This is a genomic window from Brucella sp. GW823-FHT04E01, assembly GCF_058796175.1.
Genome location: NZ_JBXAIK010000003.1, coordinates 266,293 through 278,816, shown reverse-complemented (window position 1 = coordinate 278,816; position 12,524 = coordinate 266,293). Strand labels below are relative to the sequence as shown.

Sequence of the window (12,524 nt, the reverse complement as noted above, 5' to 3'; positions counted from 1 at the left end):
CAGATCAGCAATGTGAAGGCCGCTAAAAATGCGGTGAACATCGGCTCGCCTAAAACAACAAAGCGGCCCGAAGGCCGCTGGATTCTTATCAGGACGCTATTTTGCACCCTGAAACTATGCGCAGATTATTCTGCTTCGCCCGATGTGACAAGACACTTATGCGACTTTCTTACGAGTTTGTGTGAAAAAATGTCGATGAAGTGCATTACAAGCGAGACGAATATCCCCTAACATGTGAGGTAAGTATTGGTCGTTCTCAAGCATGAACTGCACGGCAGCGAATAGGTTCGAGTTTCGTGCCTCAAGCTGAGCCTCTTCAATGGCCCTCCGCGCATCGCTATAGGCTTGTTTTGCCCGAGCAACCCATTTCTCGTAATCGTCTGGATCAGATGTTCCGACGGTGCCTGTTTGGTCGTAATGAGCAGCCGGAGAGCATTCGGCCTTGCGCCGGTCATTCAGCACTTCACGATAGCGCTCGGCGGCGTCGTACTGGCTTGTGCTGATGCCTTCCGACTTGTCGCGTTTATAGGCCATGTGAAGCCTACCGAGATTGTCGCTTGACAAATCCGAAAGCGCTTCCGATGCTGTCATGCCGAATATCCTCATCCTCGCAAGCTGGGCGACTTTAGCTGGCGGCTCCTTTGCCCTACTAATCTGACCAGAAGGCGTGCGAAGAGCTCCCTCCTTCTTCGGCCTTCCGCGTTTCGCCTTCATCTTTGCCGCTTTGGTTTTCGCCATGTCCATTCCTCGCTGACTTGGGGTTAGTCTTGATCGGGATCGTCTCGGAACTCGCCGCACCAATGATCCCGTTTTGTCAGATTTGAAGTTGAGCGCGGCAATGAACATGAAGCCATGCCAAGTCCTGCCGCCGCGTCGTGGTTCTGGTTAGGAGGAAAGCGGACACACTCGCCAACTGTCGCACTCATCCAACGCCAGTGATCGCAGCCAGCACAGCAAGGGCCAGTCTTTGCATAGAAAGCGTCGATGCTTTTCTGCGTCTGGACTTCTGCAGGTAGGTTGCTGCCCATGTAGAGCATTGCTCTCTCCTATGCCGCTTGCTCGCTGTGCCGCTCGAAACGGGCTTTCTTACGCGTCTCATGACTTCGAATAATGTGAATACGCCGTTCAACTTCCTGCTCAGGGACGTGGAGAATGGCCGCAATCTCAAATGTGTCTTTGCCGGATCGAAAGAGCCACAACGGGCAAGTGCTCCGGCTAACTGGGGGATGGTTTGTCATGCCGCCTTTCCCGCTTGTTTGAACGATCCGGTTGAAACCGGTTTCATGGTTTCCAGATCGAGTTCATGGCCGTTGGCTGCTGCCGATGCCTGCAAGCGCGCAATGGCTGCGTCATGCTCGTTTTCCGCAGCCTTCTGCTCCTGCATGGCCGCCCGCGCCGACTGCCACCTTTCCGTCGCCCTCGCCCGGCTTTCTGGCGTCCAGTGACCGCCGTTCATAGCGTCCAGCATTTCTTTCTGGTCCTTCAAAATCCGCGCCCGCTCGGCATCACGCGACTGAGCTTCGAGAATAGGCTTCATGACCTTGTTGCACTCTTGGCGCAACTCCGGGGGAGAAGGGAGAAAGGCATGACCAAGCGAGCCCTGCAAAATCAGCTTCATTGCAGTTTGCAGACCGTGGCGGGATACACCTTCGAGGGCGAGATAGTAGCCCGCGATGTTGACCTGATCGTTAGCCGAAGCCCTTGAGGGCAGGCTTGAAAGCAAGGTCAAGCACTCGAACATTTCCTGCTCGGTGGCCTTCGTCGTGAAATCCTCGGTTTTCGCTAACTGGTTCATCTTTCAAAACTCCAAGTCGCCTTGCTTCGTCGCGTATTGCATCCCCGATATTTCGGGGCTTTGGAGGTGGTTCTTTGCGTTTCAAGCCGTCTCGGTTGTCGTATCGACCTTCCAACAGCGCCGTGAACGAAGACGGCTGGAGGAGAAAATCCAGATCAGCCCTCCAGCCACGGTCGTTCTGTCCGGTGCAGAAATCACTTGCCTCGACCTTGCCGAGAGCTTCGAGCCAAACAGCCATGCCGTGCTGGCGAACCATGGCGGCAAGTTTCCGCTGGCGAACTGGCGTCAAAACCCGCACCGAGGCCAACCCACATCGATCAGCAACGGCGTGATAGGCGTCCAAGGCTTCCGAAACACCGGACCCAGTGGGGGAAGAGCCCCCTTTAGGGGGCGAAGGGGGATCGATAGGGGTTTGTTTTTTAGGGGGTGTGGGGGAGCTTTTTTCAGGGGAAAGGGCACCACCGTCTGAAACGTCTTGTTCCGTCTTATTAAGTCGCTTTTCAGACGATTTAAGACGCTCGTAATAGCGCTTATTGCGCTCCTGCCTCTTGGTGTGCACCACCCCCGGCGAAAAGCTATCTTCCATTTCTGCTATAGCAGCAACTATCTCATCATGAGACATGTTCGCGGCAAGCATGTGTTTAACGGCTGTGGCGATTACTGACATGATCACCACCCACGCAATGCCCAGCTTAGAAGCTGGTCTGTTGCTGCCCACGGATCACGCCACAATTCGGAACCAGTGAAGCGGAACACATCATAACCGAGGCTGCTTAGCTCTCTATCACGACTGCGATCCTTGGTTGCCTGCTCTTTCGTGCGCTCATGGAAGTCATGTCCGTCACACTCGATCACAAGCTTGCGCCAGTGAGGCGGCATATCCACGCGACGGTGGTTCACATGGAATTTCCCGAAGGTCCATGCACTCAGAACAAAATCAACCCGAAACTGTTCTATCTGAACCTGAGGCTGCAAAATCAGAGAGATTCTATATTCTGGCTCTGTAAAGAAGCCAGCAGCAGCAGCTTCATTGTGAGGGATTAGAACTTCTCGAAATTCAGAAACGCCGTAATGGACACGATTTACTAAGGCTGCGCATAGAAGGCGTTCTATTTCGCTGTCGCCCACTACCCACTCATCAATCTCCTCAAACCCTTCCAGAACGGCAGCGATCGTCTGCTGACGTAAAAGGTCAAAACCATAGAGCTTGCTTTTCTTCATGCCGCCTGCGCCTCCTCGGCACTCTGCAGGATAACGACGCATTCCTCTTTCAAACCGGCGTCCCACGTCATTGTGAGGCGTTCGCAGAGGCTGTCGTTCTTGATGACCTTGTAGTGCTGGAGAACGTCCAGAAGCGCTTTCATGCGGTTGTCGAGGTCCATGCGCTTATGCGGACGCTTCAAGGCAACCTGAATGCTGAATGGGCCTTCGATGAAGCCGTTCTTCCCATTGAGGAAATAGCCGCAGTCGCTGCGCCACTTCGCATATTCCGGCGAAAGGCGGCGCGCCTTGCCCCATCCAACGTAAATATCCCAGACAGAAGGTGGGAATGGGAGCGCAAGCTTGATCATGCCGCCCCACCTTCTGCCTTGCGGCGGTCAATCTCGCTTTCGATCAGTTTGACGACCTGCAAACGATGCTGACGAATACGCTCATGCTGCGCGATCCACACATCTGGACGCGGCGGCTTGGACGTGCGGCCTTTGCGAAGCAGGTCATCCATCGACCGCACTTCGCCTATGGCGATATCGTGCATCTGGCGCAGGGAGAGCATCAGGGCCTCACGCTATCCGATAGGTTTGCGAGCCACCCGGAAACAAATCGTCTCCAGTTGCTGCTACAAAGCCATTTTCGATTAGCCATTTCCCCGAGGCTGGCCCCACTGACTTGCCGTCTGGCAGTGTGAAATAAACGAAACCACCGCCCTTTATGGCTTCTTCTGTCTGCGATACCTCGCGAGCAAGGGTTGCCCCCCCATAGAGACGGCCGAGAGCCGGTTTCACGTAATGCGGTATTTTCTGGGCTTCCATTACATCCTCCATGCGAGATAGACGCCGATCAAACAGACCAGCACGATTGTTAGGAGAGTTGAGAGAACAGCGACAGCGACAGGGTTCATTTCTCACCCTCCTCGCGTCGTTCGAGCTGTTGTCTTGGATGTTTTCTTCGCTTCACGAACCTTCGCCAGAAGCTGCGAAGCCTCGCCCATAAAATCCTCCATATCAGCATCGACGTTCACCGCCTTTTCGAGTTCAAGTTCGTGTTGCAGGCGAGCAATGTGCTTTTCACAGAAGTCGAGATATGCGGCTCGGATGCGGGGGAAGACTTCTTCATTCACCGACTTTGCGCGGCGAATTCTGAGGTTGTTGAGTGTCCAGAAGGAAATCCGGTAACGGCTACTCAGGCGCTTCAAAGCTTCTGCTTCATCGCCCCAACCTTTCGACTCTTTCTCAACCATTTGGCGCACATATCTGCCCGCCGTCTCGCACCTACTCATAGGCAAGCGCTCCGATTTCAATTGATGTTCGATTGACTGAATTTTTGAGTCCGTCATGCACAAAGCCCTTCGCTAAGTTCCTGATCAGAGACGACCGGAACCAGACAGAAGGACGGACATGGAGCACATCGGGCATGCAGCATGGCGCGTTTTGCAGAACGCACGAAAAGCAGCAATTGCCCGAGGAAATGACGAAGAAGCGGGAGAGCGTGATCCTGCCTTGTTCAAGGTTGCGACGGGTAGTTACCCGGACACGCGCCAGAGCGCCGCTTCTCCTACCGTGGGAGAACGCTCTGGACTTGAAAGAACGCGCAAAAAGCGCCCCACGGGTTCGTGAATTTGAGATTGAGCGGGGCTTGTTCCTCATCGCCGCCCCTCGCTCGAAAAGGGAGCCGCGCCAAGCTTTTTGAAGGTGGCGCGGCTTTCTTCGTCAGTGTGGGAGGAGTTCACCAACGAATGAAAATTCTGCAATGCATGTGCATGCGTGCGACCGCTCGCGCTCCTGCCGGTCTTACGGCAAGAGGCGATGAATGTTCCATCATGGGTTGGGAAAACGGTCGCAGTCATGGCTTACGACATCCCCAGAGCGTCCATGTAAAGCTGAAGCATCGCTTCTTCTTCCTGACGCTCGTGGTCTTCCTTCTTGCGAAGGCGAATGATTTCCTTGAAGGCCTTGGCGTCGAAGCCGCTACCCTTCAGTTCCGCGACAATTTCTTTTTGATCGTCGCTGATCGTCTTCTTTTCTTCTTCAAGGCGCTCGTAACGCTCAATGAAGTCTCGAAGCTGGCCAACGGCAATCGTCTGCGCTTCCGATGTAATATCGTCGCTCATTATACGGTTCCTGATAGGGTTGGTGGTTGGTCGACTGTTTTCGCCTCTTTGCGCGGACGCTTGGGAGAAGGAGGCTCAAAAAACCAAGCATCTTCCCATCTAATTTTTCGTTCGGACGCGGCCGCACGGATGGCCCGCATCTCATCCAGAGATGGTGCGACGCCATTCTCCCACCTAGATATCGTTGCCTGCGTTACTCCTGCCAAAGCAGAAAATTCCGTCTGGGTGAGCTTGAAGACATTCTTTCGGATGTGTCGGAGCGTGTTCATAGTTGCGTATATTATACGCATACGTATAGAATTCAAGCGGAAGATTATACGCGCTCGTATTTTTCTTTTTGCTCGCAATGTGGCTAGCTACCGCTATGAGAAAAATTGACTTTTATCTTCGATCTATCCTCAAGGAGACCGGCTGGAACCAATCTCAGTTGGCCGAGAGGCTTGATACGACGCAAGCGACAGTAAGCCGATGGCTGAAGGGTTCCGAACCCGAAGGGCACAGGCGCGATGCTATCGTTTACCTGTACAACGCGGTCGTTAAGGCTCCTGAAGCATCTGAAGATGAGGGAAGCGTTGTTGCCGTTATGGGTTATGTAGGCGCAGGTGCCGAGATAGAGCCAGATTTCGAACAGACACCGCCAGATGGCTTGGATCAGATACAGGTCCCGTTCCCGCTGCCGGACGAAATGATTGCTTTTCAGATACGAGGCGACTCTATGCTACCGGTATATAAGGATGGGCATATCGTTATCGTCTATCGAGATCAGAAGCGACCACTTGAAGCATTCTATGGTGAAGAAGCTGCTGTGCGCACTGCCGATGGGAAACGCTTCATCAAAACCGTCATGCGTGGCGTAAACGGGGTAAATCTTCTCTCCTGGAACGCAGCGGCAATTGAGAATGCCCAATTGGAATGGGTCGGGGAGATATTCGCCGTTCTGCCGCGCACCTCTATTCGTCACATCGAACGCAAAGGCGGCATTCAGGGGCGGTTGAAGATCGCTTAAGAATGGTGTCAGAAAATGTCTAAAGAGAAACCTCCCCGCGAAAAGCAGCCCGCGCCCTGTGCCGGATAAACCGAGTGCCAGAAGACACAAAATTCGAAGGTCGTCCGATGTGGGAAAGCTATCTCGATGAGGTGGATACAGTGCTGAAATCAGCGCTTCCAATAGAAGAGTTTGAGAGATTAGCAAAAAATGGCGACTGATTTTCAGGCGGAACTTTTCAAATTATTGAAGCAGCAATATGAAGAGCAAAAATCCCTTCGAAAGGATCAGATCGATATAATGAACGGTCTAATCCAGATATTGGCTGCACTGGTTAAAATACAAGGAAAACTTCCCAAAGAAGACGGCTCTTTGATAAAGGAAGAGATTGACCAACTTTCCTCGTCGCTAGATGTTATCATTGAGAGAAACATAAAGAAGTACGATGACCAATAAAGCTCCCATCGATATTCGGTTTCTCGAAAAACGCCTAGACCTATTGCGTCAACACGAAACATCATCCTTGAAATCCGGCGATGGCGGTGGCACATTTGATGACATGGAAGCACGCGTTTCTAAACTCGAAAGCCTTGCAGAGGATACACGCAGTACGCTTGAGAGCATACAGCGCCAGCTCGCGCGCATTGATACCAAACTCGATGGCAAGCCTGACCAAGGATGGATCATCACGTTATTAATCGCGGTTTTTGGACTTTCGTTTGCTGTGATAGCCGCTACGGCTGGTATATTCGCACTGATAAAATAAACCTGACATCTTATTCCTAACCAAATGCAAAGCCCCAGTTAATGCTGGGGCTTTTATTATGCGCGATTATACGGCAACGCAATTATTTTTATACGTTCACGCATTTTCTGTGTTGACGTTTATACGTATGCGTATAATATACGCCTCAACAAAACAAGGGGAGACACCCGAAATGGACCGCATGACCCGGACGATTTCTTACTGCAAGTCCGACTACGTGACGTTTGTCAACGAAACCGTGACGGGAACGCGTAGCGAAATCACCCGCCGCGCTCTTTGCAAATCGTGGGTGCTGTCTCATGCGGTCAACGTGCTCGGTGATGACGGTTTCCCAGACGAAACGTTCGGCGACTGGGGGTCAGTGAAGTGTCACGACGAAGACCAGTATTTGCGCGCTTGCATGAGCGAGGACTGAAATGAAGCCTTACAAATTCTCAGACGGGCCAATGCCTATCATCGTCTACGCGGAAACCTTTGCGGAGGCGCAGAAAATTTTCAAAGACCGCATGTCAGGCAAAAACTAAGCCTTCCGGTTTCCGCCCGGAAGGGCGGTTTCCCGAATGCTTATTCGAGGAACAGATTATGCAAACCTCAATCCAGACCACATTCAACGACCTTGCACAGGCTCTCACGTGCCTGAAAGCAAGCGCACCAAAGCCGGTACGTGAAGCCGCCCGCCAAAAGCGCGTCATGCATCTTGCATGGTCCATTTACCGCGCAAAACAGGCTGCGGAACTCAAGGACATTGAACTGTACCGCGCCGAAGCTACGCCGGAGCAATTCGAGCGTTGGTTTAAGCGGAACACGTCATTCAACGCCAAGCAGTTCGGCTACGCTCTTCAAGACGCTCATCGCGCCATTTCCATCGAAGAACTTGGCCCGGTTTTCATCACGACCAAGCAGAGCTTGTTTATCGGCTCTGACAGCCGGTGGAGGTGAGAGACATGGCCGAGACAAAGTTTACGCCCGGGCCGTGGGACTTTGAACCGTCCGGAAAAGAAGCTGGATATATTGGCTTCCCAGATGGGTCAGGGTTCTACGCTGCCATTCATGAAGGTGATGGGCATCTGATCGCCGCAGGGCCTGATCTTTATGAAGCCCTTCAAGGGGCAATCGGAGCGCTTGAATACAGCGTCGACTGTGCCCGAGATGACGGCAACAACTCGGATATCGATTTTGCGCAATCGAAGCTTGATGCGGCGCTGACTGCTCTCGCTAAAGCCAGAGGTGAAGCAAATGGCTGATCACCTCACCGGAACCGAAGTCAAGCGGCTGATCGCAGAGATTGAGCACCGTCTCAAGACTGATCCACACGTCCCGACCCGCCGCTATCTCGCTGAAAAGCTTTTCGAACTCACCGACCTTCTACAGGAACAGGAAGGAATTGCAGCATGAGCAATGTTTCTCACGCTCTAATCCGTCAGAAAGATGCAGCCAGGATCATCATAGCGCAGCTTCGTGAAGCGGGAATGGATGATGAAGATAGCGTTGGTATCGCGATTGAAAGCGAAACCAATCTTCTTGAGGTTATCGCAGAGGCTCTTAACAAGGTCGATGAAAATGACGTTCTGGACGCTGGCCTAACATCAAAGATCAACGATTTTACAGAACGCCGCTCGGCCATACGCAAGCAGACCGACTTCCTTAGAACCTCGATTGAGCAGGCAATGCTCATCGCAGAGCAGGAAACTATGCGTCTGCCTACAGCGACCCTGACCTTGCGCAAGGTGAAACCGGGGACGGTTATCGAAGCTGAGGCGGATATCCCTTCTCGGTTCTGGACGCCGCAAGAGCCTCCAGCGCCCAAGCTCAACAAGAAATCACTGCTCGAAGCGCTCGAAGCTGGAGAAGTTATTCCCGGCGCGCGCCTCGATAACGGCTCTGTGAGCCTGACTGTACGGAGGAAGTAATGGGAAACGTTACCGTTCTCGAACATACGCCGAAGCAGATCGCACTCGTTAAGCACACGATTGCCAAGGACTGCAATGACGACGAATTCAATCTGTTCATGGAGGCAGCGCGGTCTTATGGCCTCGACCCTTTCCGCAAGCAGATTATGCCTCTCGTTTTCGGCAAGAACGCCAAGGATCAATCCAAACGGCGCATGTCGATTGTCGTCTCTCGCGACGGTCTCCGCGTCATTGCTCAACGCTGCAAGAACTATCGGCCAGCATCGGAGCCGGCTGAAGTTGTCTTCAACGATGAACTGAAATCGGCAACGAACCCAAAGGGCATTGAATACGCCCGCGTTTATCTCTGGCAGCAGGACAACAAGGGCGAGTGGTTCAAGGTCGTTGGCGAGGCTTATTGGGATGAATTTGCCCCGCTCAAAGATGAGTGGATTGATAATCCTGAAACTGGTCGCGGCGAAAAGACTGGACGGCAGATGCTCGACACTTCGGGCAACTGGGCGAAAATGCCAGTCGTAATGATAACCAAATGCGCCGAGGCTCAGGCTTTGCGTGCTGGCTGGCCAGATCAATTCAGCGGAATCTATGTTGAGGAAGAACTGGATCGCGCAAAGACGCTCGATCTAACGGCGTCCGAAATTGTCGCCCATAACGAGCAGGAAGAGCGTGCAAAGCGCATCGGTGCTCACAACGCAATTACCGTCACGTGGGGCGATGGCTGGCAGCTGGAAAATGTTCCAGTGGGTGAGTTTGCAGACCGTGCTGCTGACTTCATCCGATCTTCCAATCCCGAAGACGTTCGACGCTGGCAGGACGCAAACAAGCAACCTTTGCAGGCATTTTGGGCTAAAGCCCCTTCCGATGCGCTTGAACTGAAGAAAATCATTGAAGCAAAGCTGGCCGATAAACCTGCTCGCAAGACAGGAGAGGCAGCATAATGTCCAGCGCTCCTATCCTCCTCTCATGGGATGGAGAGGCCTTCTATCCAGCCTCCCCTTATTGGGCATCCCGCGCAGATCGCCAATTTGTCGTTGGTGAAACTTACAAACTTGTCGAGCACCACGATAGATCAGAAGCGAGCCACAATCATTATTTCGCTTCCATCAGCAATGCCTGGAACACGCTGCCGGACCATCTTTTGGCCGAGTATCCGACTGCCGAGCATCTGCGCAAAAAGATGCTGGTCAAATGCGGGTTTGCCGACGAACGCACCGTAGTGTGCGGCAGCAAGGCGGAAGCCGAGCGCGTAGCCGCATTTATCAAGCCGATGGACAACTACGCTGTCGTGATTTTCCACGAAGCCGTTGTGAAGGTCTACACCGCGCAGAGCCAAAGCCTCAAGGCCATGGGCAAACGCGAATTTCAGGAAAGCAAAGAAGCCGTTCTTGCCGCAATCGACAGGTTGCTAGGCGTGGAACCCGGCGCAACCGCGAGGGCTGCAGCATGATCCCCTCTTTCATTGCAAAATTGTTCAACTGGCTTTTCCCCGAACCGGAGCGCCGCGACCTTCAGGCCGAGATTAACGCCAAGATCGCAGAAATCGAGACGGCCAAGCGCCAGCACCGCCCACGAAGCCACCTTTACGACGAACTTAACGGCCTGATGGCCGAGCAACTGGCCGAAGAACTCGGCTACGCGAGGCATTGACATGGCTGCTGCATTCAGAATGCCACGATATGACACTGCATTCTCACTGGCCCCGGCGAAGGGGAAGAAGCGCCCGCGCATTGAGAATGGCAAACATCTTGCTTGGGTAAGAACCCTTCCGTGCATCATTACCGGGCAGTATGGAGTTGACGCCGCTCATGTCCGTTATGCCGCTCCACATCTTGGGAAGCGGGAAACCGGGAAGGCTGAAAAGCCGGATGACCGCTGGACGGTTCCGCTCTCACCGGAAATGCACCGTGAACAGCATTCCATGAACGAGCAGGACTTCTGGCAAAAGCACAAGATCGACCCGTGCCAAGTGGCGATGGCCCTGCATGGCGTATCTGGCGACGACGACGCCGCCCTTGTCATCATTCGGAACGCGAGGATGCGCCGATGAAGGCGGTCACTCTCATTCAACTACCGGATGGCAGCAAACGTGGTTAACCCCGGGTCCAGTCAATCACAGCCAATCACGCGTGACCGCATTGAGCGTGCGATGGATGCGCTTGCCCAGTGGATGGTGCGACTTGGCCCAGATGGCGTTAAATGCCTCCCAATATATGAACGCCTTGAGCGGGAGCTGGAAACACTTTCATCCACAGAAAGCAAGATGGCTGAAATAGTGGCTAGAGCAAAAAACGCGCGCCGTTTACCTGGCGCGCGTTGACCTCTTTAGATTGGCTTGAAAATACTCTGAGGATCGTTTGACTTTAATCGCGACCAGAATTCGATAGCGTATCTATCGGTCATTCCAGCAACAAAATCACAGACGATGCGGGCCTTTTCATACTTTCTTCGGGCACTCGTATACATTTCTCTGACGTCGCTGGGCATGAGTAAGTCCCCTTTATCGCCGATTAGCGCTTCAAATATTTCCGTTACAAGCTGATCTCCACGAAACTCTCCCATTTTCACACGAGGAGAAAATATAGCTGAGTAAAACGTATACTGTTTTAAGACCTGTTGCCGTATCCTAAGCTTTCGTGGAAGGCTAACTGTACTCAACTGGGGACAGTCTTCATTGTATTCTAGTTGAACGTTTGTAATAAAATCATGAACGAGACCCGAAGATAGACTCGTCCGCTCGTAAGCATTCTGGCAAATTAACTGAGTGGCCTTGTAAATATCAGCGAATTCTTGCGTCCGCGATTTTTTTTCTCTTTCTTCTTCCGCTTCAGCATCCACTTGGTCGAAACCAAACACCTCTCCAAATACATCCACAACGTCTTGTGATTGAATAGGCTCGCCAAGCTCCCTTGATACCTCCTCCGAGACTCGCTCTAAGAGTTCACCATTCTCAGAAAATACGCCTGCGGGAGTAACGAACTCAGCTTTCAAGCAATCTTCCAAGTCATAAACGGAATATGCAATATCGTCAGCTAAATCCATAATTGAACATTCAATTGTTTTAAACTTTTGCCCCTCTGGCATCTGATATCCATTCAGTACAGCTGCCTTTATACGAGCAACAATCTGACTTTCAGTGTAGTAGTAGCCTTTAGCGGGCTTCTTATGGGTTTTAGCCCGCCGAGCAGGGATCAACTGATCATATTTTAATGCAGCAGCAAGGGTGCGGTAACAGAGATTAAAGCCAGCTCTAAAATCGCCCCGCTCTGCGACGTCGTATTTTCGCTTTTTCTCCAGTCTTGTAAGTATTCGAAGCGTTTGAGCGTTCCCTTCAAACCCGCCCAGACGCCGCATCGCACGATCAAGCGCTCTTTCCCCGTTGTGCCCAAATGGGGGATGTCCTATATCGTGTATTAAGCCCGCGGTTGCACATATCGTTGGATCGATTTTTACCTGCAAAACGCTCTTATAATTGTAGTTTAGCTGCTCAGCGATACCCTCCGCTATCTGGGCGACTTCTAACGAGTGAGTCAGCCTGTTCCGGAAGAAATCAGATTCGTTCGTCGGAAAGACCTGTGTCTTACCCTGTAAACGGCGAAAACTGGCGCTATGAATGATCCGACCGTAATCTCGGCTGAACCCGTCACGCCAGTTTCGCTCTTGACCGTCTTTTTTAGGTACTTCTCTTGCTCTATCCCCCGCAGAATACATTTCTAGCCCTTCTTCAAAGAATTTGCTAATGC

At 52.4% G+C, this 12,524-nt stretch carries 24 protein-coding genes; 13 read left to right on the top strand and 11 right to left on the bottom strand.

The window, feature by feature from the left end; all coding sequences use genetic code 11:
* Positions 1 to 156: 156 nt before the first annotated feature.
* From AC1RHM_RS11690 to AC1RHM_RS11645, 10 genes are all read right to left on the bottom strand, one after another.
* Positions 157 to 738, bottom strand: coding sequence for a hypothetical protein (locus AC1RHM_RS11690; protein WP_492332530.1), 582 nt, complete (start codon positions 736 to 738; stop codon positions 157 to 159).
* Between the two features lie 496 nt (positions 739 to 1,234).
* Positions 1,235 to 1,729, bottom strand: coding sequence for a hypothetical protein (locus AC1RHM_RS11685; protein ID WP_492332529.1), 495 nt, complete (start codon positions 1,727 to 1,729; stop codon positions 1,235 to 1,237).
* On the bottom strand, positions 1,689 to 2,462 hold the full coding sequence (locus tag AC1RHM_RS11680) for a DNA replication protein (protein ID WP_492332528.1): 774 nt from the start codon (positions 2,460 to 2,462) through the stop codon (positions 1,689 to 1,691). The genes AC1RHM_RS11685 and AC1RHM_RS11680 overlap by 41 nt, the downstream gene beginning before the upstream one ends.
* 2 nt (positions 2,463 to 2,464) lie before the next feature.
* On the bottom strand, positions 2,465 to 3,016 hold the full coding sequence (locus AC1RHM_RS11675) for an endonuclease domain-containing protein (RefSeq protein ID WP_433846130.1): 552 nt from the start codon (positions 3,014 to 3,016) through the stop codon (positions 2,465 to 2,467).
* Positions 3,013 to 3,366: a RusA family crossover junction endodeoxyribonuclease gene (locus AC1RHM_RS11670; protein WP_258124779.1), complete on the bottom strand. Its 354-nt coding sequence runs from the start codon at positions 3,364 to 3,366 to the stop codon at positions 3,013 to 3,015. The genes AC1RHM_RS11675 and AC1RHM_RS11670 overlap by 4 nt, the downstream gene beginning before the upstream one ends.
* Entirely contained in the window at positions 3,363 to 3,569 is a 207-nt protein-coding gene (locus AC1RHM_RS11665; RefSeq protein WP_492332527.1) for a hypothetical protein, read from the bottom strand. The genes AC1RHM_RS11670 and AC1RHM_RS11665 overlap by 4 nt, the downstream gene beginning before the upstream one ends.
* A gap of 7 nt (positions 3,570 to 3,576) precedes the next feature.
* A complete protein-coding gene (locus AC1RHM_RS11660) occupies positions 3,577 to 3,825 on the bottom strand; it encodes a hypothetical protein (protein ID WP_492332526.1) in 249 nt (82 codons plus the stop codon).
* Between the two features lie 92 nt (positions 3,826 to 3,917).
* Positions 3,918 to 4,349 (bottom strand): hypothetical protein, encoded by a 432-nt coding sequence (locus AC1RHM_RS11655; protein WP_376912260.1) that lies wholly within the window; start codon positions 4,347 to 4,349, stop codon positions 3,918 to 3,920.
* A gap of 513 nt (positions 4,350 to 4,862) precedes the next feature.
* Positions 4,863 to 5,123, bottom strand: a complete 261-nt coding sequence (locus AC1RHM_RS11650; RefSeq protein WP_376912261.1) for a DUF2312 domain-containing protein — start codon at positions 5,121 to 5,123, stop codon at positions 4,863 to 4,865.
* Positions 5,123 to 5,392: a helix-turn-helix transcriptional regulator gene (locus tag AC1RHM_RS11645; protein ID WP_492332525.1), complete on the bottom strand. Its 270-nt coding sequence runs from the start codon at positions 5,390 to 5,392 to the stop codon at positions 5,123 to 5,125. The genes AC1RHM_RS11650 and AC1RHM_RS11645 overlap by 1 nt, the downstream gene beginning before the upstream one ends.
* A gap of 95 nt (positions 5,393 to 5,487) precedes the next feature.
* Between AC1RHM_RS11645 and AC1RHM_RS11640 the strand changes: the two genes are divergently transcribed.
* The 13 genes from AC1RHM_RS11640 (at position 5,488) to AC1RHM_RS11580 (ending at position 10,831) form a co-directional block, all read left to right on the top strand.
* Positions 5,488 to 6,129 carry a LexA family transcriptional regulator gene (locus AC1RHM_RS11640; protein WP_376912263.1) on the top strand — a complete coding sequence of 214 codons (642 nt, stop codon included), beginning with the start codon at positions 5,488 to 5,490 and terminating at the stop codon, positions 6,127 to 6,129.
* Between the two features lie 74 nt (positions 6,130 to 6,203).
* Entirely contained in the window at positions 6,204 to 6,329 is a 126-nt protein-coding gene (locus AC1RHM_RS11635) for a hypothetical protein (RefSeq protein WP_492332524.1), read from the top strand.
* A complete protein-coding gene (locus AC1RHM_RS11630; RefSeq protein ID WP_376912264.1) occupies positions 6,319 to 6,564 on the top strand; it encodes a hypothetical protein in 246 nt (81 codons plus the stop codon). Before AC1RHM_RS11635 ends, AC1RHM_RS11630 begins: the two co-directional genes overlap by 11 nt.
* Positions 6,554 to 6,874, top strand: coding sequence for a hypothetical protein (locus tag AC1RHM_RS11625; protein WP_376912265.1), 321 nt, complete (start codon positions 6,554 to 6,556; stop codon positions 6,872 to 6,874). The genes AC1RHM_RS11630 and AC1RHM_RS11625 overlap by 11 nt, the downstream gene beginning before the upstream one ends.
* A gap of 172 nt (positions 6,875 to 7,046) precedes the next feature.
* Positions 7,047 to 7,289, top strand: a complete 243-nt coding sequence (locus AC1RHM_RS11620) for a hypothetical protein (RefSeq protein WP_376912266.1) — start codon at positions 7,047 to 7,049, stop codon at positions 7,287 to 7,289.
* 167 nt (positions 7,290 to 7,456) lie between these two features.
* Positions 7,457 to 7,813: a hypothetical protein gene (locus tag AC1RHM_RS11615; RefSeq protein ID WP_376912267.1), complete on the top strand. Its 357-nt coding sequence runs from the start codon at positions 7,457 to 7,459 to the stop codon at positions 7,811 to 7,813.
* Between the two features lie 5 nt (positions 7,814 to 7,818).
* Entirely contained in the window at positions 7,819 to 8,118 is a 300-nt protein-coding gene (locus AC1RHM_RS11610; protein ID WP_492332523.1) for an XkdD/Y8K6 family phage-associated protein, read from the top strand.
* Positions 8,111 to 8,269 carry a hypothetical protein gene (locus AC1RHM_RS11605; protein WP_194531625.1) on the top strand — a complete coding sequence of 53 codons (159 nt, stop codon included), beginning with the start codon at positions 8,111 to 8,113 and terminating at the stop codon, positions 8,267 to 8,269. Before AC1RHM_RS11610 ends, AC1RHM_RS11605 begins: the two co-directional genes overlap by 8 nt.
* The gene (locus AC1RHM_RS11600; protein WP_492332522.1) at positions 8,266 to 8,784 is read left to right on the top strand and encodes a siphovirus Gp157 family protein; all 519 of its coding nucleotides are present in this window, start codon (positions 8,266 to 8,268) and stop codon (positions 8,782 to 8,784) included. The genes AC1RHM_RS11605 and AC1RHM_RS11600 overlap by 4 nt, the downstream gene beginning before the upstream one ends.
* Positions 8,784 to 9,722, top strand: coding sequence for a phage recombination protein Bet (gene bet / locus AC1RHM_RS11595; protein WP_204157867.1), 939 nt, complete (start codon positions 8,784 to 8,786; stop codon positions 9,720 to 9,722). The genes AC1RHM_RS11600 and bet overlap by 1 nt, the downstream gene beginning before the upstream one ends.
* A complete protein-coding gene (locus tag AC1RHM_RS11590) occupies positions 9,722 to 10,231 on the top strand; it encodes a hypothetical protein (protein ID WP_204157865.1) in 510 nt (169 codons plus the stop codon). Before bet ends, AC1RHM_RS11590 begins: the two co-directional genes overlap by 1 nt.
* Positions 10,228 to 10,431: a hypothetical protein gene (locus tag AC1RHM_RS11585; protein ID WP_333885635.1), complete on the top strand. Its 204-nt coding sequence runs from the start codon at positions 10,228 to 10,230 to the stop codon at positions 10,429 to 10,431. Before AC1RHM_RS11590 ends, AC1RHM_RS11585 begins: the two co-directional genes overlap by 4 nt.
* A gap of 1 nt (position 10,432) precedes the next feature.
* Positions 10,433 to 10,831, top strand: a complete 399-nt coding sequence (locus AC1RHM_RS11580) for a DUF968 domain-containing protein (RefSeq protein WP_492332521.1) — start codon at positions 10,433 to 10,435, stop codon at positions 10,829 to 10,831.
* 275 nt (positions 10,832 to 11,106) lie between these two features.
* On the opposite strand, the gene AC1RHM_RS11575 is transcribed toward AC1RHM_RS11580, so the two are convergent.
* A complete protein-coding gene (locus AC1RHM_RS11575) occupies positions 11,107 to 12,492 on the bottom strand; it encodes an anti-phage deoxyguanosine triphosphatase (protein WP_492332520.1) in 1,386 nt (461 codons plus the stop codon).
* Positions 12,493 to 12,524 lie beyond the last annotated feature (32 nt).

Coding starts and splice junctions, on each gene's coding strand:
- AC1RHM_RS11690 (WP_492332530.1), bottom strand. CDS start 738: ATGGCGAAAACCAAAGCGGCAAAGATGAAGGCGAAACGCGGAAGGCCG.
- AC1RHM_RS11680 (WP_492332528.1), bottom strand. CDS start 2,462: ATGTCAGTAATCGCCACAGCCGTTAAACACATGCTTGCCGCGAACATG.
- AC1RHM_RS11675 (WP_433846130.1), bottom strand. CDS start 3,016: ATGAAGAAAAGCAAGCTCTATGGTTTTGACCTTTTACGTCAGCAGACG.
- AC1RHM_RS11670 (WP_258124779.1), bottom strand. CDS start 3,366: ATGATCAAGCTTGCGCTCCCATTCCCACCTTCTGTCTGGGATATTTAC.
- AC1RHM_RS11665 (WP_492332527.1), bottom strand. CDS start 3,569: ATGCTCTCCCTGCGCCAGATGCACGATATCGCCATAGGCGAAGTGCGG.
- AC1RHM_RS11660 (WP_492332526.1), bottom strand. CDS start 3,825: ATGGAAGCCCAGAAAATACCGCATTACGTGAAACCGGCTCTCGGCCGT.
- AC1RHM_RS11655 (WP_376912260.1), bottom strand. CDS start 4,349: ATGACGGACTCAAAAATTCAGTCAATCGAACATCAATTGAAATCGGAG.
- AC1RHM_RS11650 (WP_376912261.1), bottom strand. CDS start 5,123: ATGAGCGACGATATTACATCGGAAGCGCAGACGATTGCCGTTGGCCAG.
- AC1RHM_RS11645 (WP_492332525.1), bottom strand. CDS start 5,392: ATGAACACGCTCCGACACATCCGAAAGAATGTCTTCAAGCTCACCCAG.
- AC1RHM_RS11640 (WP_376912263.1), top strand. CDS start 5,488: ATGAGAAAAATTGACTTTTATCTTCGATCTATCCTCAAGGAGACCGGC.
- AC1RHM_RS11630 (WP_376912264.1), top strand. CDS start 6,319: ATGGCGACTGATTTTCAGGCGGAACTTTTCAAATTATTGAAGCAGCAA.
- AC1RHM_RS11625 (WP_376912265.1), top strand. CDS start 6,554: ATGACCAATAAAGCTCCCATCGATATTCGGTTTCTCGAAAAACGCCTA.
- AC1RHM_RS11620 (WP_376912266.1), top strand. CDS start 7,047: ATGGACCGCATGACCCGGACGATTTCTTACTGCAAGTCCGACTACGTG.
- AC1RHM_RS11615 (WP_376912267.1), top strand. CDS start 7,457: ATGCAAACCTCAATCCAGACCACATTCAACGACCTTGCACAGGCTCTC.
- AC1RHM_RS11610 (WP_492332523.1), top strand. CDS start 7,819: ATGGCCGAGACAAAGTTTACGCCCGGGCCGTGGGACTTTGAACCGTCC.
- AC1RHM_RS11605 (WP_194531625.1), top strand. CDS start 8,111: ATGGCTGATCACCTCACCGGAACCGAAGTCAAGCGGCTGATCGCAGAG.
- AC1RHM_RS11600 (WP_492332522.1), top strand. CDS start 8,266: ATGAGCAATGTTTCTCACGCTCTAATCCGTCAGAAAGATGCAGCCAGG.
- bet (WP_204157867.1), top strand. CDS start 8,784: ATGGGAAACGTTACCGTTCTCGAACATACGCCGAAGCAGATCGCACTC.
- AC1RHM_RS11590 (WP_204157865.1), top strand. CDS start 9,722: ATGTCCAGCGCTCCTATCCTCCTCTCATGGGATGGAGAGGCCTTCTAT.
- AC1RHM_RS11585 (WP_333885635.1), top strand. CDS start 10,228: ATGATCCCCTCTTTCATTGCAAAATTGTTCAACTGGCTTTTCCCCGAA.
- AC1RHM_RS11580 (WP_492332521.1), top strand. CDS start 10,433: ATGGCTGCTGCATTCAGAATGCCACGATATGACACTGCATTCTCACTG.
- AC1RHM_RS11575 (WP_492332520.1), bottom strand. CDS start 12,492: ATGTATTCTGCGGGGGATAGAGCAAGAGAAGTACCTAAAAAAGACGGT.